Here is a 25,859-nt window from a genome sequence, read left to right as displayed (position 1 = left end):
CCCGGCACCGGTCACGCCTGCCCCGGACGCGCCTGCCCCTGGCGCCCCCGCCCCGGGCGCGCAGCCGCCGGCGCGCTGAACAGGGTAGGGATGCCCCGCCGCGCGGCCGGCACGGCGGGGCATTTCACTCCGCGGCGCTCGCCGGTTACGGCGAGAGGCCGGCAGGCTAGCAGGACGCAGGGGTGCGCCTATTTGTAGGGGGTGTGCTGCTTGGGCTGTCTGGCCTCGCCGGTGCCGGAGGGTCTCTGCCAGGGCCTGTCCGTGACGATCGATGCCCCGGGGAAGCCGTCTCCGGGGCATGCTGCGTCCGGTGGCTGCGGCCAAGCAGAAACGCAGCGATCAGCCGCATCTTTGCGGTGCCGCTGGGGTTAGTCTGGCGATGTGGAGAAAGTCCCCGATGGTGGGCGCGACAGGGATTGAACCTGTGACCCTTCGCGTGTGAAGCGAATGCTCTACCGCTGAGCTACGCGCCCATCGGGGACGGCGCGGGAAATACGGTCCAGGCGCTGTCGTGTCAAGCGGGTGTCACGCGTTCTGCTTCCATTCGTCGCATGCGGAGATCAGTTTATGCCGATGCCCATCCAAGCCACTGTTTCCCATGCGTCTCTTGCCGCGGCCTCCCTGCTGGCGGCGTGTGGGCTGCTGGCTGCGGCGCCAGCTGCGGCGGAACCATTGCGCGCTCTGTACAGCGTGCGCGGCGGTGGCCTGCAAATGATGCAGGTGGAAGCGATTTTCGATGTGGATACGCCGGGCAGATATTCGGTCACCGCCGCCTGGCGCACCACCGGCATGGCGCGGCTGTTCGGCGGGGCGGAATTCAGCGGCGGCGCCGAGGGGCGTTGGGTGGGCAACCAGGCGCGGCCGCAGCGCTACAACGTCGCCGGCACCATGCGGGGCGAGGCCCGCCGCACCCTGATGGAGTACCCCGCCGGCCAGCCCGTCGTGCGCATCCGTCAGGCCGACCCCGACGAGCAGCGGGACCCGGTGCCGGAAGCGCAGACGCGCAACACCACGGACCAGTTCTCCGCCGTCGCGCAGCTGGCGCGCATCATCGCCGAGACCGGCCGCTGCGATGCGCAGACCGTGATCTATGACGGGGCGCGGCGGGTGGAGATGCAGACCCGCACCGCCGGCCGCGACCGCCTGTTTCCCTGGAGCTCCGCCTGGCATGGGGAGGCGCTGCGCTGCGCCTTCACCGGCCTGCAGACCGCCGGCTTCAAGCAGGATGATTCGGAGCGGGCGCGGGAGCCGCAGGAAGGCGTGGCCTGGATGGCCCCGCCGCGCCCGGGTGACATGCCTATCCCGGTGCGGCTGGAAATTCCCAGCCGCCTGTTCGGGGCGATGACGATCTACTTGATGGAAGTCGGGCCGGCGGCGCCGGCGGCCAGGGCGGCGTCCAGCAGCGCCGGCAGTGCGGCCGGGGCTTCCGCCGCCGGCGCGCCATCCGCCGCTTCCCGTGGGCCATAGCCCCAGGCGGCGAACACCGCCGGGACCCCGGCGCCACGGGCGGCGGCCACGTCGTTATGATGGTCGCCGATCATGACGGCGTGGGCCGGGTCACCACCCGCGGCCTGCAGCGTCGCCAGCAGGTGGGCGGGGTCCGGCTTGCGGGTTGGGAAGCTGTCCCCGCCGCCCAGCGCGGCGAAGCGCCCGCTGAGGCCCAGCGCATCCAGCAGGATGCGCGCGGCGGCTTCCGGCTTGTTGGTGCAGACGGCCATGCGCCAGCCCGCGGCTTCCAACTGGTCCAGCACGGCGGGGATGCCGGCGAATGGCTTGGTGTGCACGGCGGCATTGGCTTCGTAATCGGCCAGGAAGTCGGGCAGGGCGGCGGCGTCCTGCGTCGCTTCCCGCGCGGCGAAGGCGCGGGCCAGCAGCGTTGGTACCCCGTCGCCAATGAAGCCCATGACGTCCTGCCGGGTGAAGCCGCGCAGCAGGCGGGAGCCCATCAGGCGGTTCAGGGCGGCGTGAATGTCGGGAACGCTGTCCACCAGCGTGCCGTCCAGGTCGAAGATCGCGGTCGGTTGCATGGGGGTGGCATGCCATGTTTCGGTCGGCAATGCGATGTGACAGGCGCGACCGCTGCGTGACCCTTGCCGGAATGGGGGTGCTACAGGCAGATGGGCGGCATGCAAGCAGCCGCCATCCTCCTCGCCGCCGGTCTCGGCACCCGCATGCGCTCGCAGTTGCCGAAGGCGCTGCACCCGCTGGCCGGGCGCCCGATGCTGAACCACCTGATCGCGGCCTGCGAAGGGGTGTTCGACCGCATCGTCGTCGTGGTCGGGCCGGATATGCCGGCCCTGGAGGCCGCGGCCTCGCCCCACCCGACAGTGGTTCAGGCCGAGCGCCTGGGCACCGGCCATGCTGCCCTGCAGGCGGCCCCGTTGCTGGATGCGTTCGAGGGCGACGTGGCGGTGCTGTACGCCGATAACCCGCTGATCTCGGCCGAGACGCTGCGGCGCCTGCGTGCCGCACGGCAGGAATCCGGCCTGGCCCTGCTGGCGATGCGGCCGGCCGACCCGGCGAAGTATGGCCGCGTGGTGCAGGACGCCGCCGGCAACGTGGAACGCATCGTCGAATTCGCTGATGCGAGCGCCGAGGAGCGCGCCATCGGCCTGTGCAATGCCGGCGTGCTGTGCGCACCCGCCGCAGACCTGTTCCGCTGGCTGCGCGGCGTCCGCAACGACAACCGGGCCGGCGAGTATTATCTGCCCGACATCATCCCCCTGGCCGTCTCCGATGGTCAGCGAGTGCGCGCGGTGGAAGCGCCGGAGGCCGAGCTGCGCGGCATCAACAGCCGGCTGGAGCTGGCCGATGCCGAGGCCGAGGTGCAGGCCCGCCTGCGCCATGCCGCCATGGCCAACGGCGCCACGCTGATCCAACCCGGGAGCGTGGTGTTCTGCCACGACACCGTGCTGGGCCAGGATGTCACGATCGAGCCACATGTGGTGTTCGGCCCGGGGGTCCAGGTGGAAAGCGGAGCGACGATTCGCGCCTTCAGCCACCTGGAAGGTTGCACCGTACGGGGGGGTGCTGTCGTCGGACCTTACGCCCGGCTGCGGCCGGGGACCGATGTCGGGCCCTTTGCCCATGTCGGAAATTTCGTGGAGCTCAAGAATACTACGCTTGGTGTCGGCGCGAAGGCTAATCACCTGAGTTATTTGGGTGATTCGGACATTGGAGCCAAAACAAATATTGGAGCCGGAACGATTACCTGCAATTACGATGGCTTCGCGAAGTATCGCACGACCATCGGCGAAGGGGTTTTCGTGGGTTCGGACAGCGTTTTGGTGGCCCCGGTGAAGCTGGGTGATGGCGCCTTCGTCGCGGCCGGTTCGGTCATCACGCAGGATGTCGCCGCCGATGCCATGGCCTTCGGCCGGGCGCGGCAGGCGGAGAAACCCGGCGCAGCGGCGGAATTCCGCGCGGCACGGCAGAAGAACAAGGGTCAAAGCTGATGTGCGGCATCGTCGGAGTGGTGGGGCGCGTGGACGCCGCCCCCCGTCTTCTGGAAGCTCTGCGGCGGCTGGAATACCGCGGCTATGACAGCGCCGGCATCGCCACGCTGGTCAACGGCCATATCGAGCGCCGCCGCGCCGAGGGCAAGTTGATCAACCTGGAGCATGTGCTGGACCGGCACGCGCTGCCGGGCACCACCGGCATCGGCCACACCCGCTGGGCGACGCATGGCGCGCCGACCGAGCGCAACGCCCACCCGCACGGCACCACGCGGGTCTCCGTCGTGCATAACGGCATTATCGAGAACCACGCCGAGCTGCGCGCGGAGCTGGAAGCCGAGGGCGTGGTGTTCGAGACGGAGACGGATACCGAGACCGTCGCCCGCCTGCTGGACCACCACCTGGCCGCCGGTGCAACGCCGGAAGGCGCGACCAGCGCCACGCTGAAGCGGCTGAACGGCGCCTTCGGCCTGGCGATGATCTTCGCCGGCCATGGCCGCAAGATGATCGCGGCACGGCGCGGCAGCCCGCTGGCCGTCGGCTATGGCGAGGAGGAGATGTTCGTCGGCTCCGACGCGCTGGCGCTGGCGCCGCTGACCCGCCGCATTGCCTACATGGAAGAGGGCGACTGGGCTGTCGTCACCGATAGCGGCGCCCAGTTCTTCGATGCCGAGGACCGGAAGGTAGAGCGCGCGGTGAAGCTGACCGCCTTCTCCGGCGCCGCCGTCGGCAAGGGCAACTACCGCCACTTCATGGAGAAGGAACTCCATGAGCACCCGGTCGTGCTGGGCGATACGCTGCGCCAGTATATCGACCCGTCCAGCCGTGCCGCCGTGCTGCCCGAGCTGCCGTTCGACCCCGCGGTGGTGCCGCGCCTGACGCTGTCCGCCTGCGGCTCGGCCTATCTGGCTGCGCAGGTCGGCCGCTACTGGTTCGAGCAGATCGCTCGCATCCCGGTGGATTCCGACATCGCCAGCGAGTTGCGCTACCGCGAGCCGGTGGTGCCGAAGGGCGGCGCCGCGGTGATGGTCAGCCAGTCCGGCGAGACCGCCGACACCCTGGCGGCGCTGCGCCTGCTGAAACAGCTGGGCCAGAAAGTGCTCTCCGTCGTCAATGTCGACGAGAGCAGCATGGCGCGGGAGAGCGACGGCAAGGTGCTGACGGTGGCGGGGCCGGAGATCGGCGTCGCCTCCACCAAGGCGTTCACGGCGCAGCTGGCGGTGCTGGCCTGCCTGGCGCTGGGCTTCGGCCGTGCGCGTGGCGTGCTCTCGGCCGAGGACGAGGCGCGGCTGACGGCGGCATTGCTGGAAGTGCCGGCCCACGCGGCGGCGCTGCTGGAGAATGGCGAGGATATCCAGGACCTGGCGCGGGAGGTGGTGCAGGCGCGGGACGTGCTGTTCCTCGGCCGTGGCAGCCTCTACCCCATCGCCCTGGAAGGCGCGCTGAAGCTGAAGGAGCTGAGCTACATCCACGCCGAGGGCTACGCTGCCGGCGAGATGAAGCATGGCCCGATCGCACTGATCGACCCGGCTGTGCCGGTGATCGCGCTGTGCCCGAGCGGGCCGTTGTTCGAGAAGACCGCTTCCAACCTGCAGGAAGCGGCGGCGCGCGGCGGCCGTATCATGGTGTTCACCGATGCGATCGGCGCCCCTTCGTTGCGCCGCTTCGCCGAGCGGGTGGTAGTGCTGCCGACGGTGGACCCTTTCGTCGCCCCCATCCTGCACGCCATTCCGGTGCAGTTGCTGGCCTATCATGTCGCGGTGCTGAAGGGCACGGATGTGGACCAGCCGCGCAATCTGGCGAAGGCCGTGACGGTCGAATAACCCGGGTTGCATGATCAGACTGGCCTGGTGCGCATGGCTGGCGGCACCGGGAATTCTTGGCATCTCCGGCGGGGAAGCAGTATGTTGCAACGCAGCATAAGCTTGTCACCGTCGGAGCCATGCCGTGACCTGGACCCGCCCTGCCCAGACCGAATTGATGGCCCGCCGTTACCTCGCCAGCCGAGGTGGGGCGCCGATGGCACCGGACCCGTTGAAGGCCGCCCTGCCACGCTTGCGGATTGAGGCGGCGACCGCCCTGCGGCTGGCGCGGCTCGACGTTATTCTGGCGGTTGGATTGACCTTGGCGGCCATGTTCGTCGCGGTGGTTGTTATCATGGCGCCGCTGCACGGCGGTATGCTGCTCGTCCTGGCGCAAATCTACGTTGCCCTGGCGGCGGGGGTAGCGGCGGCCATCTGGGCCGCAATTGTGCTGGAGAGGTCGGCGCCCCGCATGAAGGCCGCGCGGCGGATCATCCAATCCCTGCAGAGTGGCGCCATGCTGGAAGCGCTGGAGCTGGCTTTGCGGGCCCTGCCCATCAGCCATGCTGATGCCTGAAAACCACAACGCTCTCGAAACCGTGAACAAACGCTAGCTTTGGCTTGTCTGTTCGTTGCAGGTCAGCAATAGCGCCAGGGTTCATAACCACCCTGGAATATTTCTGATGCGGTTGATCTTTCTGGCTCCACTGGCCCTGCTGTCCGCCTGCGCCACCATGATTGAGGGCACGAGCGACAACATCACCGTCACGACGACGCCTGCGGGCGCCACGTGCACGATTGATCGGGAAGGGCAGCGTGTGGGGGCGGTCGCGGCGACCCCTGCCAGCATCCGCATCAATAAGAGCCGGCAGGATTTGTCGGTGAAGTGTGGGAAGGAGGGCTACATGTCCTCCACCATCGTCGTGGAAGCCGGCTTCACCGGCACGACCTTCGCCAACATCTTGCTGGGTGGCGTCGTGGGTGTGGTGGTGGATGCGGCTTAGGGGGCCAACAGCCGCTATCCGGCTGATATCCGCGTCGATCTTGCGGAGACGCCTCGGCCCGCTGCGGCGCCGATGCAGGGCCAGGTGCCGGCCGGAATGCCGCAGCTCACGGAAGCCGCGCCCCTGGCGGGCGTGTGATCTCAAGATCCGCGCCGCCCCTCTGCAGGGGCGGCGCGGGTTAGCGTCAGATCCGGCCCATCAGGAGCAGGATCAGCAGGATGATCAGGATCAGGCCGAGGCCGCCCGACGGGCCGTAGCCCCAACCCGAGCTGTAGCCCCAGCGCGGCAAGGCGCCGACCAACAGCAGGATCACGATAATCAGTAGGACGAGACCCATGATGCCCTCCCAGGCGTAAGATAGTCTGCGGGGTGGCAGAAACGGCCGCCCGGTTTTGCCACCGGAGGTTTCCGGTGTGGGCTCTGAACGCGCGGCTCGCGCGAAATGTTGCAGCCCAAGGTTGATAATCCGCCCGGCCCAGGCTGACAGGGGCCTGCCGCAGGCCTACCTTTCCCCGGACATGCAGCGGCCCCCGAAGCGAGAGCCGCGCCGGAGAAAGGGAAACGCGATGCTCGACGCCATCTCCAAGCTACCTCTGAAGGACCCGGACCTGCTGCGGCAGGCCAATTTCATCGACGGGCAGTGGGTCCAGGCCGATAGCGGCAAGACCCTGGAAGTCCGCAACCCGGCGACGGGCGATCTGGTCGGCACCGTGCCTGCCATGGGCCAGGCCGAGACGCGCCGGGCCATCGAGGCCGCCCACGCCGCCTGGCCCGCCTGGCGCGCCATGCTGGCCAATGAGCGCGCGGCCATCCTGAAGAAGCTGGCCGCCGCGATGCTGGCCAATACGGACGACCTGGCCGCCATCATGACGGCGGAGCAGGGCAAGCCCCTGGCGGAATCGAAGGGCGAGGTGGCCTATGCCGCCAGCTTCATCGATTGGTTCGCCGAGGAAGCGCGCCGGGTGAATGGCGAGACCATCCCGCAGAACGCCAAGGGCCGCCGCATCCTGGTGACGAAGGAGCCGGTGGGCGTCTTCGCCGCCATCACGCCGTGGAACTTCCCGGCGGCGATGATCACCCGCAAGGCCGGCCCCGGCTGGGCGGCAGGCTGCACCGGCGTGATCCGCCCAGCATCGCAGACGCCGTTCTCCGCCCTGGCCATCGCCGTGCTGGCGGAGCGCTGCGGCATGCCGAAGGGCGTGTGCAACGTCATCACCGGCCCGTCCTCCGGCACCGGCAAGGAGCTGACGGGCAACCCGCTGGTGCGGAAGCTGTCCTTCACCGGCTCCACCGAAGTCGGCCGCATCCTGCTGGCCCAGTGCGCCGAGACGATCAAGAAGACGTCGATGGAGCTGGGCGGCAACGCGCCCTTCATCGTCTTCGACGACGCGGACCTGGACGAGGCGGTGAAGGGGGCCATTGCCTCGAAGTACCGCAACACCGGCCAGACCTGCGTCTGCGCCAACCGCCTGCTGGTGCAGGAGGGAGTCTATGACGCTTTCGCCGCCAAGCTGAAGGTGGCGGTCGAGGCGCTGAAGGTCGGCAACGGTATGGAGCCGGGCGTTACCCAGGGCCCGCTGATCAATGCCGATGCGGTGAAGAAGGTGCAGGAGCATATCGACGATGCCCTGGCCAAGGGCGCCAGCGTCGTCACCGGCGGCAAGCCGGATGCCAAGGGCGGCAACTTCTTCCAGCCGACCGTACTGGCCAACGTGTCGCATGACGCGCTGATCTTCCGCGAGGAGACCTTCGGCCCCGTCGCGCCGCTGTTCCGCTTCAAGACGGAGGAGGAGGCGATCAAGCTGGCCAACGATACCGAGTTCGGCCTGGCCTCCTACTTCTACGCGCGCGATGTCGGCCGCATCTTCCGCGTCGCCGAGGCGCTGGAATACGGCATCATCGGCATCAACGAGGGCATCATCTCTACCGCCGAGGCGCCGTTCGGCGGCTTCAAGCAGTCTGGCCTGGGCCGCGAGGGCAGCACCCACGGCATCGAGGAATATCTGGAGACGAAGTACATGGCGCTGGGCGGCCTTGGCGGCTGAGCACGCCTGCCGCCGGCCAGCCTGAGCTGGACGGCCAGGCTTTGAACGGCCAGGCTTGAACGATACGGCGGCGGGGAGCATCTCTGCCGCCGTTCCTCCTTTTTGTGCCCACCTCCGGGAGTTGCTGCATGTCCGCCTATGATTTCGACCTCTTCGTCATCGGTGGCGGATCGGGGGGCGTCCGTTGCGCCCGCATTTCCGCCGGCCACGGTGCCCGGGTGGGCGTGGCGGAGGAGCGTTTCTGGGGCGGCACCTGCGTCAATGTCGGCTGCGTGCCGAAGAAGATCATGGTCAATGCCGGCGAGTACGGGCTGTGGGCCGAGGAAGGCCCTGCCTTCGGCTGGACCGGCATGCAGGCCGGCACGCATGACTGGTCCGTGCTGGCAAAGGCGCGGGATGGGGAGGTCGAACGGCTCTCCGCCATCTATAACCGCCTGCTGACCAACGCCGGCGTCACCAGCTTCGATGCCCGCGCCACCTTCATCGACGCGCACACGCTGGATGTCGGCGGCAAGCGGGTGACGGCGGAGCGCATCCTGATCGCCACCGGCGGCCATGCGGTGAAGCCGGAGATCCCCGGCGCCGACCTGGGCCTGATCTCGGACGACCTGTTCACGCTGAAGGCGTTGCCGAAGCACGTGGCGGTGGTGGGCGGCGGCTATATCGCGCTGGAATTCGCCTCCCTGCTGCGGGCGCTGGGGGCGGAGGTCGAGCTGGTCTACCGCCAGCCGCTGCCGCTGCGCGGCTTCGACCACGACATCCGTGAAGCGATGCGCGACGCGCTGGACCATCTCGGCATCCGCCAGCATGCGGGGCACGAGGTGGCGCGGCTGGACCAGGTGGCGGGCGGCATCCAGCTGACCACCGTGCTGGGCCATACCGTGACGACCGACGCCGTGATGTTCGCCACGGGGCGGGAGCCGAACAGCAAGGGCCTGAACCTGGATGCGGTGGATATCCTCACCGGCCGCTTCGGCGCCATCCCGGTGGATGCACACCAGACGACGCGGCAGCCGCATATCTTCGCCATCGGCGACGTGACGGACCAGTTGAACCTGACCCCGGTGGCGACGGCCCAGGGGCATGCGCTGGCCGACACGCTGTTCGGCCACAAGCCGCGCATGGCCAGCCTGAAGAACGTGCCCACCGCCGTCTTCACCATCCCGCCCGCCGCCACGGTCGGCCTGACGGAGGAGGAGGCGGTGTTGCAGGAGCCGGTGGATATCTACCTGACCCGCTTCACCCCCATGCGCCATACCATCAGCAAGCGGACGCGCCGGACGGTGATGAAGCTCGTCGTCTCCCGCGCCACGCGAAAGGTGCTGGGCGCGCATATGCTGGGGGATGATGCGGCGGAGATGATGCAAGGCATCGCCATTGCCATCGTCGCAGGCGCCACCAAGGAGGATTTCGATGCCACGATCGGCATCCATCCCACCGCGGCGGAGGAGTTCGTCACGCTGCGCACCATGACGCGCCAGGCGGGCTGAGACGATGCACCGGATCGACCCCGAGATGGCCGCCTTCAACGCGATGATGGAGGAGCGCGCCAAGGCCTTCCCGCCCATCCGCCTGATGCGGCCCTTCGATGAGCCGCGTGCCATCAATGACGCGCTGAATCTGACGCTGACCGGCGGTCCGGACATGGCGGAAAGTCAGGATCTGTGGCTGCCGGTGCGGGGCCGCCGCATCGCCTGCCGGCTGCACAAGCCGAAGAATGCGGCGACCGGGCCGTTGCCGGTGCTGATCTATCTGCATGGCGGCGGCTGGGTCTGGAACAGCATCGATACGCATGACCGCACCATGCGCGAATACGCCGCCGCATCCGGCTGCGCCGTGCTGGGGCCGGACTATGCGCTGAGCCCGGAGGCGGTGTACCCGCAGGCGCTGGAGGAATGTGCTGGCGTCACCCGCGCCATCGCCGCGCGCGGCGCGGAATGGGGGCTGGACCCGGCGCGCATCGTCCTTGGTGGCGATTCCGCCGGGGCCAACCTGGCGCTGGGCGCCGCGCTGATGTTGCGGGAAGTGGCGCCGGAGGTCACGTTGCGTGGCCTGCTGCTGGGTTACGGCGTCTATGACAGCCGCTTCGATACCGCGTCCTACGAGGAATTCGCCGAGGGCTACGGCCTGACGCGGGAGCGGATGCGCTTCTACTGGGATTGCTATGCACCCCAGGCGGCCGACCGGGTGAACCCCTTTGTCGCACCGTTGCGCGCCGACCTGCGCGGCCTGCCGCCGGTGCACATGACGCTGACGGAGTTGGATGTCCTGGCCAGCGAGAACCTCGCCATGGCGGCCAAACTGCGCGAGGCTGCTGTTACGGTCAGCGAAGAATATTTTCCCGGCACCGTGCACGGGTTCCTGCGCTCCGCCGGGCATGTCGGTGCGGCGGACCGCGCCATTGCCGCCAGCGGGCGGTGGCTGGCGCAGGTCATGGCGGGCTGAGGCTTCTGGGCCTGAAACGGCCCCGCCGAAGGCTCCTGCCTGCCAGCCTGTGCTGTGCAGGCCGGGTGCCGGCGGGGGCGGCAGCCGGGCTCGCGGGCTTTGCAGCCCGCGCCGTTTCTCCTGATCCGGAGCCAGTTTCGCCGCCGTTCAGCGCGACGCGCCCAGGGTGAGGGCGCTGCGCATTGGTTCTCCCTCGCCGCCGCTGCCATGGATCGGCGCATGAAGGTTGAGCTCCGCATCGGCCAGGGTCGTCGCTCAGTTGCCAGCTCCTATCAGGGCTTGTCCGATGAGCTGATAACGGCCTCGCCAGTGTAAACTTTGGCTTGGCCAATTTCGCTGCGGTGTCAACATCACCGTCAACCATAGTTAGAATTTCGGTTTCGAAATAAATTGACTTCGCGCGTGCACCAGGTTCACGGTTCGCCTCCCACGCCGGCTGTGCGGAGACCCGCAAGGTACGGGGGTGAAGCGTGAGGAGGCCGCGTTGTCTCGCATCAGCTGCATCATGCCGACGCGGGACCGTGGTGAGTTCGTGGCCCAGGCCGTGCGCTATTTTCTGCGGCAGGACCACCCGGACAAGGAACTGATCGTCGTCGATGACGGCGCGGAACCGGTACGCAACCTGCTGCCGGACGATGCCCCTATCACCTATATCAGGCTGGAAGGCCGTACCCCGCTGGGCGCCAAGCGCAACATGGCGTGCGAGGCGGCGCGGGGTACGCATATCGCCCACTGGGACGATGACGACTGGTGCGCGCCGGACCGGCTGAGCCGCCAACTGGCGACGCTGCGGCAGACAGGTGCCGCCGTCTCCGGCGCACGGGACATGCTGCACTACGTGCCGCTGACCGGCGAGGCCTGGATGTACCGCCGCCCGGCTGGCGACCCGCCGTCCTTCTGCGGCGGTTCCCTGCTGTATGAGCGGGCGGCCTGGCAGGCGAATCCGTTTCTCGCAGTGGATGTCGGGGAAGATGAAGCTTTCATGCGCGGCGTGCCGGCCACGCGGCAGGCGCCGATCGACGCATCGTCGCTGTATGTCGCGGTGCTGCACCAGGGCAATACGGCACCGCGCCGGCTGAAGGGGCCGCGCTGGGAACGGCGACCGCTGGAGGAAGTGACGCGGCTGCTGGCCAGTGACCGTGCCTTCTACGCCGGCCTGCGCAAAGGCGGCGCAGCCCCGGCAGCGCCGCGCCCGCCGGGCGACGACATCACCCTGGTTGCTCCCTTCGTTGTCTATGACGGCTACGGATCGCTGGCGGAGCATCTGGCGCTGGGATTGGTGGAAGCCGGGGCCAAGGTATCCCTGCAGCCATTGGCGGTAGATCCGGCCGGGCTGGCTCCCGCAACCCGCGCGCTGCTAGCCCGCCAACCGGCCACCGCGCCGCGCGGGCCCGTCCTGTACTTCGCCTGCCCCGGCGCGGAGCTGGAGCGGTATGCCGGGGCGCAGGACCTGTTCATCTCCACCATGTGGGAAGCCAGCTTGTTGCCGCCGGGCTGGGCGGCGGCGCTCAACCGCGCGCGGGCGGTGCTGGTGCCGTCCCGCTTCCTGGTCGATGTCTGCCGCCGCAGTGGCGTGACGGTGCCAGTGGACGTGGTGATGCCGGGCGTGGACCCGGCCATCTACGCGCCCGTGCAGCGGCCGGAGCGGCAGATGTTCACCACCTTGCTGGTCGCCACCATGATCGGCCGCAAGCATGCGCGCGAAGCGGTGGGAGCCTGGCGCCGTGCTTTCGCCGATGACCCGGAGGCACGGCTGCTGATCAAGTCGCGTTTCCGCCACGGCCACTTCGCATCCGACGACCCGCGTATCCGCTTCGTCGATGAGAACCGGCCCAGCCGCGGCATCGCTGATTTGTATGCGGAGGCCGACGTGCTGCTGGCGCTGGGCAGCGAGGGCTTCGGCCTGCCGCTGGTGGAGGGCATGGCGACCGGCCTGCCGGTGGTGGCCTTCGACTCCGAAGGCCAGGCGGATATCTGCGAAGATGCGCGCGGCCTGGTGCTGCCCGTGGCGCGCGCCGGCATGGAGCCGTGCGAGGACACGCCCTTCGGCCCCGGCGGCGTGCGTGGCGTGCCGGACGTGGAGCAGGCGGCAGCGCAGCTGCGCTGGGCCGCCACGCACCGCCAGGAAGCACGCCAGATGGGGGCGGAGGCGGCGCGCTGGGTGGCACGGCACCGGGACGTGCGGAACATGGGCCCGGCGACGCTGGAAGTGATGGAAGCGCGGCTGACCCGCCCGCGCCCGCTGGCCCGCCGCGTGGTGCTTTGGACCTCCAGCCTCGGGCGGCCCTGCGGCGTGGCGGAATATGCGGCGGCGGTGGCCGCCTGTGCCGGGCCGCGCGCCACGGCCGTGGGGCGGGAGCCTGACCTCGCCGGCGCGGCGGTGCTCCAGATCGAGCACGAATTTGGCCTGTTCACCGATGCAGAGATGAGCCGCGCACTCGCCTTGGCCCGCCACCAGCGCGTGCCGACGGTGGTGACGGAGCACACGGTGATGCCTCACGCCTCGCCCTGGGAGGCGGAGGCGGGCGCCCTGGTCTCGCTGACGGCGCGCGGGGCGGAGATGCTGCGGCGGCGCCTGCCCGGCGCCAGGGTGGCGCATATCCCGCATGGAAGGCCGACCTGGTTTCCGCCACGCAAGACGCAGCGCGGGCGCGTCATCGGCGCCTTCGGCTTCCTCGGACGGCACAAGGGCTTCTGGCGGTTGCTGGACGTGCTGCGCGCCCTGCCGGGCACCGAGCTGCTGATGTTCAGCCACACGCAGGACCCGCGCCTGGAAGCGGAGTGGGAGCAGGCCTCGCGCGGCCTGAAGGTCCGCCGCGTGCGCGACTACTCGCCCGCCGAATATTGCGCTGCACGGCTGGCCGCCGAGGCGGATGTCGTCGCCTATCACTACGACGGCACGGCCCATGTCTCGGCCAGCGGCGCCATTGGCGTCGGGCTGGCCAGCGGCGTGCCCGTGCTGGCCAGCACCGCCAAGTGGTTCGAGGAATTCGGCGAGGCGGTGCACCGCGAGGCTGACCCGGTGGCCGGCATCGCCCGGCTGCTGGAGGACACGGCCCTGCGGGACCGAACCGCCGCAGCGGCACAGGATTTCTGCCATGCCAATGACTGGGCCAGCTCGGCCCGCCGCCACCGCGCGCTGTGGGACGAACTGGCCCGATGAGCGCGCACCACCCCCTGCCAACACAGTGAGAGGACCACGCTGATGCCGGCCAGCTACACCTATCCTGGCGTGTATGTGGAGGAGGTGCCGAGTGGCGTGCGCCCCATCGCCGGGGTCAGCACCTCCGCCACCGCCTTCGTCGATGCATTCGAACGCGGGCCGTTGAACGAGGCGGTGCGCATCACCTCCTTCGCCGATTTCAATCGCCGCTTCGGCGGACTGAGCGCCGGGAGCGAGGCGAGCTACGCCGTGCAGCAATTCTACCTGAATGGCGGCAGCATCGCCTGGGTGGTGCGTGTGGCAGGCGGTGCGCCGGTGCCGTCCTTCGCGCCGCTGCTGGGTGGCTCCCCGGCGCAGGAGACGCTGAACGTCAGTGCCATCGACCCCGGCTTCTGGGGCGATAATCTGCAGGTGGCGGCGACCACGGCCGGTACGCCGGGCCGCTTCAACCTGTTCGTGCGGGAAGTCAGCCGCACCGCCGGCACGCTGAGCGTGGTGCGGGACGAAGCCTTCCTCAACCTGGCGATGGATACCACCAGCCCGCGCTACGCGGTCTCCGTGGTCAATGCCGCGTCCTCCTTGGTGAAGCTGGAGGATGAGGGGCTGGGGTCGCTGCCCATCGCCGTGGCGCCGGACCCGCGCGGCGGCCCGCCCGCGGGCGCGTGGCAGGATCTCGGCGGTGGTGATGATGGCGACCCGCCTGACGCCAACGCCATCATCGGCGACCCGGACCAGAAAGAAGGGATGTATGCGCTGGACCGCATCGCGCCCGAGGTGTTCAACCTGCTCTGCCTACCGCGCGCGGCGGCGCTGGATGATGGCCCCTACAGCCAGGTGATGGCCGCCGCCGGCACGTTTTGCGAGGAACGCCGCGCCTTCGTGCTGTTCGACATCCCGGCCTCCGTCCGCACCGAGGCCGCGATGCGCGGCTGGATGGGCGCGCACGATACGCTGCGGCACAAGAATGCCGCGCTCTACTTCCCCCGCCTGATCGTGCCGGACCCGTTGAACGAAGGCCGCCCGCGCGAGGTCGGCGCCAGCGGCACCATGGCCGGTATCTATGCTCGCACCGATGCCGGGCGCGGCGTCTGGAAGGCCCCTGCCGGCGTCGATGCCAATCTCCGCAACGCCGAGGTGACAGTAAAGCTGACGGACGGAGAGAATGGCGCGCTGAATCCCGTCGGCGTCAACGTGCTGCGCAACTTCCCGGTTTATGGCTCGATCGCCTGGGGCGCACGCACGCTGGATGGCGCGGACCAGAAGGCCAGCGAATGGAAATACGTGCCGGTGCGCCGCACCGCGCTCTACATCGAGGAAAGCCTGTTCCAGGGCCTGAAATGGGCGGTGTTCGAGCCGAATGACGAACCGCTTTGGGCACAGATCCGGCTGAATGCCAGCGCCTTCATGCAGACGCTGTTCCGCCAGGGTGCCTTCGCCGGCACCACCCCCGCCCAGGCCTATCTGGTGAAGTGCGACAAGGAGACGACGACGCAGAACGATGTCGATCGGGGGATCGTCAACATCCTGATCGGCTTCGCGCCGCTGAAGCCGGCCGAGTTCGTCGTGCTGCGCATCCAGCAACTCGCCGGCCAGACCGAAGCAGCGTGAGGAGGGACGGACCATGGCCCAGTTCACAGTCAACGCCCAGCGCTTCGACCCCTACAAGAACTTCAAGTTCCGGCTGAAATGGGATGGGCGCTACGTCGCCGGCGTCAGCAAGGTCGGCGCGCTGAAGCGGACGACGGAGGTGGTGAAGCACCGCGATGGCGGTGACCCGTCCACCAGCCGCAAATCCCCTGGCCGCAGCGAGTACGAGGCGCTGACGGTCGAGCGCGGCGTGACGCACGATACCGAATTCGAGAAATGGGCGAACAAGGTGTGGAACCAGGGTTCCGGCCTGGGCGCCGAGATCTCGCTGCGCGACTTCCGCAAGGACATGATTCTGGAAGTCTACAACGAGGCCGGGCAACTCGCGATCGCCTACCGCCTGTACCGCTGCTGGGTGTCGGAGTTCCAGGCGCTGCCGGAATTGGACGCCAACGCCAATGCCGTCGCCATCCAGAGCCTGAAGCTGGAGAACGAGGGCTGGGAGCGGGATTACGAAGTGGTCGAGCCCACGGAGCCCACCTTCAGCGAGCCGGTGTAGCCCGTGCGTGCCCCGGCGGAGGCCCAGCTGCTGGATGCGTGGGACGGTGCCGTCTCGGCCGGACCCACCGGGCGGGCGCTGGCCTTGCTGGCGGCCGCCGGCGTCGCGCCGGAGGAGGCGCGCGGCTGGAGCATCGGCCGGCGGGATGCCGCCATCCTGGAGCTGCGCCGCGCCGTGTTCGGCGATGCGATGGAAGGCGTGGCCGATTGCCCGCATTGCGGGGCCCGGCTGGAGGCCCGTCTTTCCGCCAAGTCCCTAGGCCCCGAGGCCACGACGGCGGCGCGGCACGTGACGGTGGAGCAGGATGGCTATCGCCTGACCGCGCGCTGCCCGGACAGCGACGATGTGCTGCTGCTGGAAGCCGCGCCGCGCGGCGCCGACCTGCCTGGCCTGCTGTTGCAACGCTGCCTGCTGTCGGCGGAGAAGGATGGCGAGGCCATCTCTGCTCCGGCGCTGCCAGCGAAGCTGCGCGAGGCGCTGGAACAGGCGATGGAGCAGGCCGACCCGCTCGGCGATGCGTCGCTGGCTCTGGACTGCCCGGAATGCAGCCAGGCCTGGGCAGCGGCGCTGGACCTGGCGGACTGGACCTGGCGCGAAGTGGAGCTCTGGGCCGGCCGCTTGCTGGGCGAGGTGCATGGGCTGGCCAGCGCCTATGGCTGGACGGAGGCGGAGGTGCTGGCGCTGCCGCCGCGCCGCCGCGCCCGGTACCTGGAGTTGCTGGGGCAATGAAGGGCTATCTGGCGGCCATCGCGGCGCGGGTCAGCGGCGGAAGGCCGTTGCTGTCGCCCCGCCCGCTGGCGCGCTTCGAAGCCGAGGCGCCGGTTGGCGGCCCACCGCCGGAAGTAGTGGCGGAGACCGCGCCGGAAGCGCCCCCGCCGCGGCGCCGTGGGGCGGACACGCCCGCCCTGCCGCTGCCGCAGCAACCGGTGAAGCCGCCGGTTCCAGCGCCGGTAGCTGCGGCGCCTTCTCCCGCAGTCGCGACTGCGCCGCCAGTGCTGCGCGTGGCGCCCGCCTTACCGCTACCGGCACGCACGCAGGACGTCGTACGTTCGCAATCGTCGCAGGAGCAAGCCGGTTCCCGCCAAGCCGCCGTCCAGGCACCTTTGGAAAGGCCGCAGCAGGCTGCGGCGCCTTTGCCTGGGAACCCGCCGCAGTTGGTTGCCACGGCCTCGCATCCAGCTACGGCATTGCCGGCCCAGGCCGCGTTAAGGGGCGGGCCGGGGAATCAGGCGCCGCAGCAGCACGCACCACCTTCGCCCAGGCAGGCGCGCCTGGAGATGCCCGGTACGCTGCAGGCATCACGCGCGGCCCGGGCGGCAGCCGATGTGGCGCCGGCACCTGCGGCGGCGCCGGTCAGCGTCACCATCGGGCGGGTGGATATCCGCGCCACGGTCCGGGCGCCGCAGCCCGCCATGCCCGTGCGTCCGGCAGCGCCCAACCCCGCCGGCCTCTCACTCGACGCCTATCTGCGCCGCCGGGACGGAGGCAGCGGATGAGCAACTTCAATGCCATCGCCAGCGTCACCGCCGCACTGCGCGCCCGGATATTGGAGGTGGTGCAAGCGGACGTGCCGGGCGCCGGCGTCACCACGCTGCGCCCAGGCGATGCCGGGGTCGGTGGCCTGCCGGTGACGGGGGTGAACATCTTCCTGTACCGCGCCGTGCCGAACCCAGCCTATCGCGGCCAGGAACTGCCGGTGCGGCGGGCGGATGGCGCGGTGGCACAGCGGCCGCGCGTGGCGCTCGATCTGGACTATCTGCTCTGTTTCTATGGCGAGGCGAACCTGGCCTCGCAGCGGCTGCTGGCCAGCACGCTGCGCTCCCTGCACGCGCGCCCGGTGCTGACGCCGGCGATGATCCAGGCGGCGGAAGCGGGCGGCACGCCTTCCGGGCTCGACCAGCAGCAGGACCCGGTGCGGCTGGCGCTGCTGGACCTGACGCTGGAGGATTTGTCCAAGCTCTGGTCAGTGTTCTTCCAGACGCGCTACGTGCTCTCCGCCGCCTGCCGTGCCGGCGCGGTGCTGGTGGAAGCGGCGCTGACGCCGTTGCAGGCCCCGCTGGTGCGGGAAGTGGCGTTGCGTGGCGTGCCACTACGCCGGCCGCTGCTGCGCCGCGTCGTGCCGCTGGCCGATGCCGATGCCGCCATCACCGCCGGCACACGCGTGGCGATCGAAGGGGAGCGGCTGCGCGGCGAGGCGGTACAGGTGCTGGTCGGCGGCGCGCAACTCCCGCCGGAAGAGATCCGCGACGACCGGCTGGTGGTGACGCTGCCGGCGAATCTCCGTGCCGGGGCACAGGGTTTGCGGATACGGCATGACGTGCTGATGGGCGTGCCGCCCACCCCCCGGCCGGGGGAGGGCTCCAACCTCGCCGCCTTCACGCTGCATCCGGCGGTGCGGCGGACGGGGGGTGCCTTCGACGTGGTGGTCATCGGTGCCACGGCGGCCGGCGGCGTGGTCTCGGCCGGCATCACCGTGGGCGTGTCTCCAGCGGTGATGCCAGGGCAGACGGCGACGCTGGAATTGACCGACACGGCCAGCGCCGCCGTGTGGAGTACCGATGCGCCGCCACGCACGGCCGCGCTGACCACCCTGGCCTTCGATGTCGCCGGGCTGACACCGGGGGCCTACAACCTGCGTATCCGCGTCGATGGCGCGGAGAGTGCGCTGGAACGCGACACCACCCCTGGCAGCCCGACAGAGGGTGAGTGGCTGCCCCGCGTGGTGCTGCCATGAACATCGCGCTCGTTCCCAGCTGGGAAGTTCGCAGCCGGGCGGCGCTGGAGCGCGCCTTGGCACGGCTGCTGGCACGGCTGCGCGGCCAGACGGTGGCGGCCGAGGCCGAGAATGGCGACGGCGCCGGGCCTGACGCGCTGGCGCATCTCCGCACCGTGTTCGGCCTGACTTCCTTCGAACAGGATGTGTTGCTGCTGGCGGCGGGGCCGGAGCTAGACATAGGGTTCGCCGCCGCCTGCGCCAGCCTGGGCGGGCAGGGCGCACCATGGCCCAGCTTCGGCCTGGCACTGGCCCATTTGCCGGACGCGCATTGGGGCGCGCTGGCGCCGTCTGGCCCGCTGCGCTGGTGGCGGCTGGTGGAACCTGGGCCGGGGCCGCTGACCACCGCGGCGCTGCGGGTGGATGAATGCGTGCTGCACGGCCTGGCCGGCATCCCGCAGCTGGATGCGCGGCTGATGGGGCTGGTTACGCCGGCCGGCGCCGTCGCGACGCCCAGCCCGTCGCAGGCACCGGTGGTGGACGCGTTGGCGGCAGCGTGGCGGACCGGGCGGCCGGTGGCGATGCGCGCCCCGGCCGATTGCGGCGCGGTGCCGGTGGCCGAGGCCGCCGCGCGCAGCCTGGGGCTGGAACTTTACCAAATGCGCGCCGCTGAAATCCCGGCGCCGCCGCCGGAACGCGCCGCGCTGGCAAGGCTGTGGAGCCGGCAGGCGGCGCTAGATGGCTCCGCCCTGCTGGTGCTGGTGGAGGAGACCGATACGCCGGAGGCCGAGCGTGCGGCGGCGGACCTGCTGGGCCGCATCCAGGGCGCGGTTGCGGCGGTGGCGGCCGACGCGCTGCCGGTGGCCTCCGGCACCCAGCGCCTGGAGTTGCAGCGGCCGGCGCGGGCGGAGCAGGCGGCCTTGTGGTCGATGGCGGCGCCGGCTGCCCCCGCCGCCCTGCACCAGCACCTGGCCGCGCAGTTCGACCTGGGGCCGGAGGGCATCGCCGCCGCCGCCACGGCCTCGGCCGATGCCGCCGGCTTGTGGGCGTCCTGCCGCCAGCAGAGCGGCATGCGGCTGGAAGGCCTGGCGGAACGCCTTTCGCCTGAAGCGGGCTGGGACGACCTGATCCTGCCCCCGGCGCAGGAAGCGCTTTTGCGGGAGATCGCCGGCCAGGTACGTGGCCGGGCGGCGGTGCTGGAGGATTGGGGCTTCCGCGCGCGGCTGCGGCGCGGCCTGGGTGTCGCCGCGCTGTTCAGCGGCCCCAGCGGCACCGGCAAGACCCTGGCGGCCGAAGTGCTGGCGAACGCGCTGGAACTGGATTTGGTGCGCATCGACCTCAGCGCCGTGGTCAGCAAGTATATCGGCGAGACCGAGAAGAATCTCCGCCGCATCTTCGATGCCGCCGAGACCGGCGGCGCGGTGCTGCTGTTCGACGAAGCCGATGCGCTGTTTGGCAAGCGCACCGAGGTGAAGGACAGCCACGACCGCTACGCCAACATCGAGGTCAGCTACCTGCTGCAACGGATGGAAACCTATCGCGGCCTGGCGATCCTGACCTCCAACATGAAGGAGGCGCTGGACCTCGCCTTCCTCCGCCGCCTGGCCTTTGTCGTCGATTTCCCGTTCCCGGATGTGGCGGAGCGGGAGCGGTTGTGGCGCCGTGCCATTCCGGAGGCCGCGCCGACGGAGGGGCTGGACTACCGCCGGCTGGCGCAGTTGAGCCTGCCGGGCGGGCATATCCGCAACGTCGCGCTGGGTGCAGCCTATCTGGCGGCGGATGCCGGGGCGCCCATCGGCATGGCGCATCTGTTGCACGCCGCGCGGCGCGAATGCGCCAAGCTGGAACGCCCGCTGACCGCCGCCGAGATGGAGGGCTGGGCATGACCACGCCCCGGCGGCCCCGTGCCGTGCACCTGCATATCGAGACGCTGGTGGTCCATGGGCTGGAGGTCGCCCGGCCGGAACGCCTGGCACTGGCCTTGGAGCAGGCGCTGGAAAAGGGCATTGCCGCGCAGGGTCTGCCAGACCGCTGGGGCGATGGCCCGGCAATGCTCGCCCTTGGCCCGATCGATCTGCGTTCCACCGAGCCGGAGGCGCTGGCGGCGGCGGTCTCCGCCGCGTTGTTAGGTCCTGGCACGGGAGGCAGGCCGTGAGCGCCCCCGCCACCCGCGCCGCGCCAACCGTGGCGCCGCCCGTCCTGACGCAGCGGGACGACGCGGCGGAACGGGACGCCGACCGCATGGCCAGCCGCGCGCTGGATTTCCGCCAGCCATCGCCGTCCGCGCCGCTGCGCTCCCAGCTACCGGCCGCCGCGGCTGCGCCCCTGCAGCCCGTGCCAGCCCGGGGCGGCGGCAGGCCGCTGGAACGGGTGGAGCGGGACGTCATGGGCGCGCGCTTCGGCCAGGATCTCGGCGGCGTGCGGGTGCATGCGGATGCCGGGGCCGCCAGCGCCGCCCGGGCGCTGAACGCACGCGCCTTTACTCATGGCCAGGACATCTCCTTCGCCGCCGGGGCCTACCGCCCAGGCACGGCGGCCGGGCGCCGCCTGCTGGCGCATGAACTGGCCCACGCGGTGCAGAACCGCCCCGGCGTGATCGCGCGGCGGGAAGCGGACGCACCGCCCGACCACACCGGCGAGGCGGAGGGCGCGGCGGACCGTATCGCCCAGGCCATGGCCGAGGACCCGCAGGACCGCGCCGGCACTGTGCGGCGCATGCTGCGCGCCCTTCCTGCCGCGGAGCGCGCGGCAGTGGTGCAGGAAGCCGGCGCCAGGCTGGGCCCGGGCGGGCGCGGCGCCCTTGCCGCGCTGGCGTTGGAGGTGGCGCGGCAGGACACGCCGCAGCCCTCACAGCCAGGACCGGCATCAGCCGGTGCGGGCGCCCCGACATCCGCGCCAGCAGCCTCCGCATCGTCTTCCGCGCCTCCGGCAGCCGTGGCCGAAGCTGCCCCGGCGCCGCAGGAGCAGGCCGCACCAGACATCGACACCACCGCCTCCCTCCCACCCGCCGCCGAGATCGCAGCGCCCGAATCCGCCGAGGGGGAGATGGACGAGGAAGGGGGCGAAACGCTGCCCCCGCTGGCGCAGTTGCTGGAACCCTTGCCCGCCGCCGCCGCCGATATGGCCGGCCCCGAGCAAGCGCCTGCCGACGCCGCCTCACCAACGCCGGTCGTCGCGATGCAGGAGGACATGGGTGGGGCAGGCGGCGCCGATCCCACCGCCCGCATCCTGGCGGCGCAGCAGGATGCCTCCGCGCGCGTCCTGGCGGGCGCCGCCGCTGCCAAGGCCACCCTGCAGGCCCAGGCCGGGGCAGTCCGCGGTGCGGTGACGCGGGAGGTCGGTCAGGCCACCGAGGCATTGCACCAGCGCTTCGCCGGCGCGCGGGTGATGCTGGAGGCCTCCATCCTCTCCGCCCACGCTCAGATCGACACCCAACTGGCCGCGCGGCGGGCCGAGGCGGCGACGCGGGGCGAGCAGGCGGGCCGCGACTATGCCGGTGTCTTCGCCGCGCACCGGGGCGCCATGGAAGGCACCGTGACCCGCGCCATCGCCGAGGCGGAGGCGCTGCGCACGCGCTACGCCGCGCGCGTCACGACCCGCTCGGGCGAGCAAGCGGCAGAGGCGCGCAACCGGGGCAGGCTGAAGGCATCCGGCTATCCGGGGACGGAGCGCGGCGGCATCCAGGCTTCTGCCGCCACGGGCGTGGCGGCGGGCGTCGCCACGGAGATCGAGGCGCGGGTGCCGGATGCGGTCGCCGCCGTCGACGAAGTGCTGCTGCCCTTGCCCGAGCAGTTTCAGGCCAAGGGCGCGGAAGCGCTGCAGGCCTTCGACGCGGCCCTGCCGGAACTGCAGGCGGGCGCCGCCGGCGCGGCTCTCGACGCTCAGGGATCGCTGTCCCAACTGAGTGCCGAGGCGCACCGGATGCTGGACGCCACCGCCGGGACGATGCGGGCGGAACTGGTGGAAGCTGAATCCGCAGCCGCCGAGCGCCTGGCGGCGCTGGAACCCGCCGCCCACGGGCAGGTCGACGCCGCGTTGCGTTCGGCGCTGCGGGGGGTGGACGCGGCGCTGCCGGGCGCCGTCTCGCCCATCGACGGCTATGCCGGCGAGGCCACCGCCATCCTGGATGGCATCGAGGCACCGGACCCGGCCGCTACCGCGGCCTTCGGCGACACCGTGGCCGGCCTGCTGCTCGGCATGGCGGCGGAGACCGAGACCGCCTTCGGCGAGGCCGCCGCCACGATCCCGGACCAGTTCCGCGCCTCGATGCCGCCGTTGCGCCAGGGCCTGCGTGCCATCGGCAAGGAGGCGGACAAAGGCATCCAGGCGGCGCTGGAGGCCGACAACGCCGCTCTCTCCGGCTTCGTCGGGCAGGTGGATGACGCCTATGGCGGGCAGGTGGCGCAGCTCAGCCAGGGCTACACCGCGGGGCAGGAGGAAGCGGCACGCCGCCTGGCCCCTGCCGCCGCCGCGCTGGATGCCGATTTCCGCCAGACCCTGACGGAGGCCGAGACCCGCATCCGCGCGAATGTCGAGGAAGCCCTGGCCAAGAACGACGAGGCGTTGCGCGACATGGGCGCCTCGATGGAGGAAGCGGCCTCCGACGCCGCCTGGGATTACGACCACCCGGTGCTGTCCACCCTGCGCGACATCGGGCTGGTGATCGCCGGGGTCATCGTCGGCATCCTGGCTGTGATCGCGCTGGTGGTGGTGGTGATCATCGCCGCCAAGATCGCCGTGGCGCTGCTGGTAGCAGCCGGGGTCGCGGCGGCGACGGCCAAGCTGATCGTGGCGATCGGGCTGATCGGCTTTGCGGTCTACCAGGGCTACCAGGCCTACAGCGCCCACCGGGACGCCGGTAGCAGCTGGTACGGCGCGCTGGGCCGCACGGCGGCGGACATGACGGGGCTGACCGCCATCCACGCCGCTTTCGCCCAGCCCGGCCTGACGCCCTACCAGCGTGGCAAATCCTTCGGTGAGGGCGCGGCGACGCTGATCTCTACCTTCCTTGGCGCCCGCAAGATGACGCAGCGCTTCCGGGCGCGCACGCCGCCGCAGATTCCCAACCCGGCGCGGGGTGCTGGTGGCGGCGGTGCCGCGCGTGCCCCCACCGCCCGGCCCGCGGCATTGCCCCCGGCGGAGCCGGTGGCCGCGCCCGCCGCGCCTGCCCCTGCAGCGCAGCCCCTTGCGCCAACAGCGCCGGCCGCAGCCGGGCAACCGAAGCTGTCGGTGTTGCAGGGCGGTGGCCAGACGAGCTCGCCACCCAGAGGGCAACTGGCCTCTGTTTCGGAATCCGGCGCGCTGCGGCCGGCCACACCCCGCCCTAACGTGGCGCAGCGGGCCGTGCCGCAAGCCCAGGTTGTGGCGGAAGCCGCTGGGGCCGAGGGCATGGCGCCCAGGCCACCGACGCAGCCGGCGCTGCGCCTGGTGGAGCCCGGCGGGCGGCAGCCTATCCAGGCCATGGCATCAGGCGGGAAACGCGGCGGGCCGCTACGGCCAGCCAGCCCGGCGGCCCCCGCCCGCGTGCCAGGCACTTCCGGCGGGCGTCCACCCGTGCGTGCGCCGGCACCTTTGCGCCCGGCTGGTGGCCGTGGTGGAGCGGTCAGGCCGCCGCCCACCACGCGCCCGGTGGTACGCCCGCCAGCCGGGCAGCAACCCTCGCTTCGGGCGCCCGCCGCCAGCCGTCCCCCTGCACCGCCGAAGCTGCGCGTGGTCCGCCCGGCGGCGAAGCCCACCGCACCCGCCCGCCCAGCCGCCGAACCCGGCCTGGAAAGCCGTGGCTACCGCCCGAAGCCAGGAGAGCGCCTGACAACCCGCGAGGCCTACAAGGCGCAAAGCGGGCGCGAGCGCTGGCAGCGTGGCGTGGAGCGCGACCTGGACCGGGTGTTCGGGGAGAAGCGGCTTTCCGGGCCCAAGCAGGCACCGCCGGGCGAGCCGCAGCCAGCCCCGGCGCCGGGGCGCCGCGGGCCCGCGATCGGCAGCCAGGTGGAGGCGGCGGTGGACCAGGGCATTGGCGACGTGCGCAGCATCCTGGGGAAGCGCTGGGCCGGGCGGCCGGAATTCGGCACCCGCCTGCACGCGGCGGTGAAGGCACGGCTGCAGGGCCTGAAGCTGCCCCGCGGCTGGCGCTCCCACGCTGACGAGCCACTGCGCAACTTCCAGGGCGCGGACCCGCGGGTAATGCGGCTGACCGTGCGGCAGTGGTTCGCCGAGAATCCGCACCTGCAGACATTGCGGGACTCCCTTCCACCCAAGGTGCTGAACCAGGTGGTGGGCGACATGCGCGCGGACCTGCTGGTGCGTGGCCCGAAGGGGCAGACGGCGATCTGGGACCTGACGTCGCTCTCCCAGCAGGAGCATCTGGCGAAGACCATGCTCTACGGTCACCTGATGGCGCCGGAGGGGGCGATGATCCGCTTCGCGGAAACCTATTGGGTGAAGCCATGAGCGCCCCCCGGTCCCCCCGCATGCTGCGCGGCGCGCTGGTGGGCTTCGACCTGCTCAACCCGGTGCCGCGCGTCATCGCCTTCCAGTACAATCCGGAGACGCTGACCCGCACCATCAAGCCGCGCGCACCGGGGGGCGAGGGCGCGAAGGCCGAGGCGATGCGCCTGGGCGGCGCGCCGGAAGAGACCATCAAGCTGGATGTCGAGTTGGATGCGACGGACTCGCTGGAACGGGGCGAGGGCGCGCTGGGCCTCTACCCGCAGCTCTCGGCGCTGGAGATGCTGGTCTATCCCGCCACGGCGCAGGTGATCGTCAACACCGCATTGCTGATGGCGGGGACGATCGAGGTGGTGCCGCCGGCCAGCCAACTCACCCTGTTCGTCTGGGGGACGAAGCGGATTCTTCCCGTCCGGGTCTCGGAACTTTCCATCACCGAGGATGCGCACGACACCGCGCTGAACCCGCTGCGCGCCAAGGTGTCGCTCGGCCTGCGGGTGCTCAGCTACAGCGACCTGCCAGTGACCAACCCGGCCTACCACGTCTTCCTGGCGCACCAGGTGACGAAGGAGGCGCTGGCTGTGGCCGGCAGCGTCGGCGACATCGCCGCCATCGCCGGCGGCGACGTGAAGCTGCTGTGAG

The 25,859-nt window shown here is 70.8% G+C and carries 20 protein-coding genes and 1 tRNA gene; 18 read left to right on the top strand and 3 right to left on the bottom strand.

From position 1 onward, the window contains the following. Nucleotides 1-398: 398 nt before the first annotated feature. A tRNA-Val gene (locus tag IBL26_RS18655) sits at nt 399-473 on the bottom strand. Nucleotides 474-567: 94 nt separating this feature from the next. Here IBL26_RS18655 and IBL26_RS18650 point away from each other — a divergent pair. Continuing rightward, nucleotides 568-1,467: a DUF3108 domain-containing protein gene (locus IBL26_RS18650; RefSeq protein WP_241749543.1), complete on the top strand. Its 900-nt coding sequence runs from the start codon at nt 568-570 to the stop codon at nt 1,465-1,467. Here IBL26_RS18650 and gph read toward each other — a convergent pair. Next, nucleotides 1,350-2,027, bottom strand: coding sequence for a phosphoglycolate phosphatase (gph, locus tag IBL26_RS18645; protein ID WP_187786022.1), 678 nt, complete (start codon nt 2,025-2,027; stop codon nt 1,350-1,352). The two genes, IBL26_RS18650 and gph, sit on opposite strands and share 118 nt — an antisense overlap. A gap of 90 nt (nt 2,028-2,117) precedes the next feature. On the opposite strand from gph, the gene glmU reads away from it, so the two are divergent. The 4 genes from glmU to IBL26_RS18625 all read left to right on the top strand — a co-directional run bounded on the left by glmU (nt 2,118) and on the right by IBL26_RS18625 (nt 6,261). Continuing rightward, nucleotides 2,118-3,455 (top strand): bifunctional UDP-N-acetylglucosamine diphosphorylase/glucosamine-1-phosphate N-acetyltransferase GlmU, encoded by a 1,338-nt coding sequence (glmU, locus tag IBL26_RS18640; RefSeq protein ID WP_187786021.1) that lies wholly within the window; start codon nt 2,118-2,120, stop codon nt 3,453-3,455. After that, nucleotides 3,455-5,278 carry a glutamine--fructose-6-phosphate transaminase (isomerizing) gene (gene glmS, locus IBL26_RS18635; protein WP_187786020.1) on the top strand — a complete coding sequence of 608 codons (1,824 nt, stop codon included), beginning with the start codon at nt 3,455-3,457 and terminating at the stop codon, nt 5,276-5,278. Before glmU ends, glmS begins: the two co-directional genes overlap by 1 nt. A gap of 196 nt (nt 5,279-5,474) precedes the next feature. After that, nucleotides 5,475-5,834 carry a hypothetical protein gene (locus tag IBL26_RS18630; RefSeq protein ID WP_187786019.1) on the top strand — a complete coding sequence of 120 codons (360 nt, stop codon included), beginning with the start codon at nt 5,475-5,477 and terminating at the stop codon, nt 5,832-5,834. A 106-nt stretch (nt 5,835-5,940) separates the two neighbouring features. Next, entirely contained in the window at nt 5,941-6,261 is a 321-nt protein-coding gene (locus tag IBL26_RS18625; protein WP_187786018.1) for a PEGA domain-containing protein, read from the top strand. Nucleotides 6,262-6,445: 184 nt separating this feature from the next. Here the strand turns inward: IBL26_RS18625 and IBL26_RS18620 are convergent, their stop codons facing one another. Then, nucleotides 6,446-6,598 (bottom strand): DUF3309 family protein, encoded by a 153-nt coding sequence (locus IBL26_RS18620; protein WP_194443648.1) that lies wholly within the window; start codon nt 6,596-6,598, stop codon nt 6,446-6,448. A 229-nt stretch (nt 6,599-6,827) separates the two neighbouring features. On the opposite strand from IBL26_RS18620, the gene IBL26_RS18615 reads away from it, so the two are divergent. The 13 genes from IBL26_RS18615 to IBL26_RS18555 all read left to right on the top strand — a co-directional run bounded on the left by IBL26_RS18615 (nt 6,828) and on the right by IBL26_RS18555 (nt 25,858). After that, nucleotides 6,828-8,306: an NAD-dependent succinate-semialdehyde dehydrogenase gene (locus IBL26_RS18615; RefSeq protein ID WP_187786017.1), complete on the top strand. Its 1,479-nt coding sequence runs from the start codon at nt 6,828-6,830 to the stop codon at nt 8,304-8,306. Between the two features lie 128 nt (nt 8,307-8,434). After that, entirely contained in the window at nt 8,435-9,796 is a 1,362-nt protein-coding gene (gene gorA / locus IBL26_RS18610) for a glutathione-disulfide reductase (RefSeq protein WP_187786016.1), read from the top strand. Between the two features lie 4 nt (nt 9,797-9,800). Next, nucleotides 9,801-10,751: an alpha/beta hydrolase fold domain-containing protein gene (locus IBL26_RS18605; protein WP_187786015.1), complete on the top strand. Its 951-nt coding sequence runs from the start codon at nt 9,801-9,803 to the stop codon at nt 10,749-10,751. A 484-nt stretch (nt 10,752-11,235) separates the two neighbouring features. Then, nucleotides 11,236-13,914 (top strand): glycosyltransferase, encoded by a 2,679-nt coding sequence (locus IBL26_RS18600; protein WP_187786014.1) that lies wholly within the window; start codon nt 11,236-11,238, stop codon nt 13,912-13,914. A 42-nt stretch (nt 13,915-13,956) separates the two neighbouring features. Continuing rightward, on the top strand, nt 13,957-15,522 hold the full coding sequence (locus IBL26_RS18595; protein ID WP_187786013.1) for a phage tail sheath family protein: 1,566 nt from the start codon (nt 13,957-13,959) through the stop codon (nt 15,520-15,522). A gap of 13 nt (nt 15,523-15,535) precedes the next feature. Beyond that, nucleotides 15,536-16,060, top strand: a complete 525-nt coding sequence (locus tag IBL26_RS18590) for a phage tail protein (protein ID WP_187786012.1) — start codon at nt 15,536-15,538, stop codon at nt 16,058-16,060. Between the two features lie 3 nt (nt 16,061-16,063). Then, nucleotides 16,064-16,789, top strand: a complete 726-nt coding sequence (locus IBL26_RS18585; protein WP_187786011.1) for a hypothetical protein — start codon at nt 16,064-16,066, stop codon at nt 16,787-16,789. Nucleotides 16,790-17,337: 548 nt separating this feature from the next. After that, on the top strand, nt 17,338-17,556 hold the full coding sequence (locus IBL26_RS18580) for a hypothetical protein (RefSeq protein WP_187786010.1): 219 nt from the start codon (nt 17,338-17,340) through the stop codon (nt 17,554-17,556). After that, nucleotides 17,553-18,794, top strand: a complete 1,242-nt coding sequence (locus IBL26_RS18575; RefSeq protein WP_187786009.1) for a DUF4255 domain-containing protein — start codon at nt 17,553-17,555, stop codon at nt 18,792-18,794. Before IBL26_RS18580 ends, IBL26_RS18575 begins: the two co-directional genes overlap by 4 nt. Then, complete coding sequence (locus tag IBL26_RS18570; RefSeq protein ID WP_187786008.1) at nt 18,791-20,659, top strand: ATP-binding protein; 1,869 nt, start codon at nt 18,791-18,793, stop codon at nt 20,657-20,659. The genes IBL26_RS18575 and IBL26_RS18570 overlap by 4 nt, the downstream gene beginning before the upstream one ends. Next, on the top strand, nt 20,656-20,928 hold the full coding sequence (locus tag IBL26_RS18565; protein ID WP_187786007.1) for a hypothetical protein: 273 nt from the start codon (nt 20,656-20,658) through the stop codon (nt 20,926-20,928). Before IBL26_RS18570 ends, IBL26_RS18565 begins: the two co-directional genes overlap by 4 nt. Next, a complete protein-coding gene (locus IBL26_RS25565) occupies nt 20,925-25,220 on the top strand; it encodes an eCIS core domain-containing protein (RefSeq protein WP_206684262.1) in 4,296 nt (1,431 codons plus the stop codon). Before IBL26_RS18565 ends, IBL26_RS25565 begins: the two co-directional genes overlap by 4 nt. Then, nucleotides 25,217-25,858, top strand: a complete 642-nt coding sequence (locus IBL26_RS18555) for a hypothetical protein (protein ID WP_187786006.1) — start codon at nt 25,217-25,219, stop codon at nt 25,856-25,858. Before IBL26_RS25565 ends, IBL26_RS18555 begins: the two co-directional genes overlap by 4 nt. The last annotated feature ends 1 nt before the right edge of the window (nt 25,859 follow it).

This window comes from Teichococcus aerophilus, from assembly GCF_014490485.1.
GTDB classification, from domain to species: Bacteria; Pseudomonadota; Alphaproteobacteria; order Acetobacterales; family Acetobacteraceae; genus Pseudoroseomonas; species Pseudoroseomonas aerophila.
Note: the sequence above shows the minus strand (reverse complement) of the source record. Positions and strands in the feature narration are given on the sequence as shown.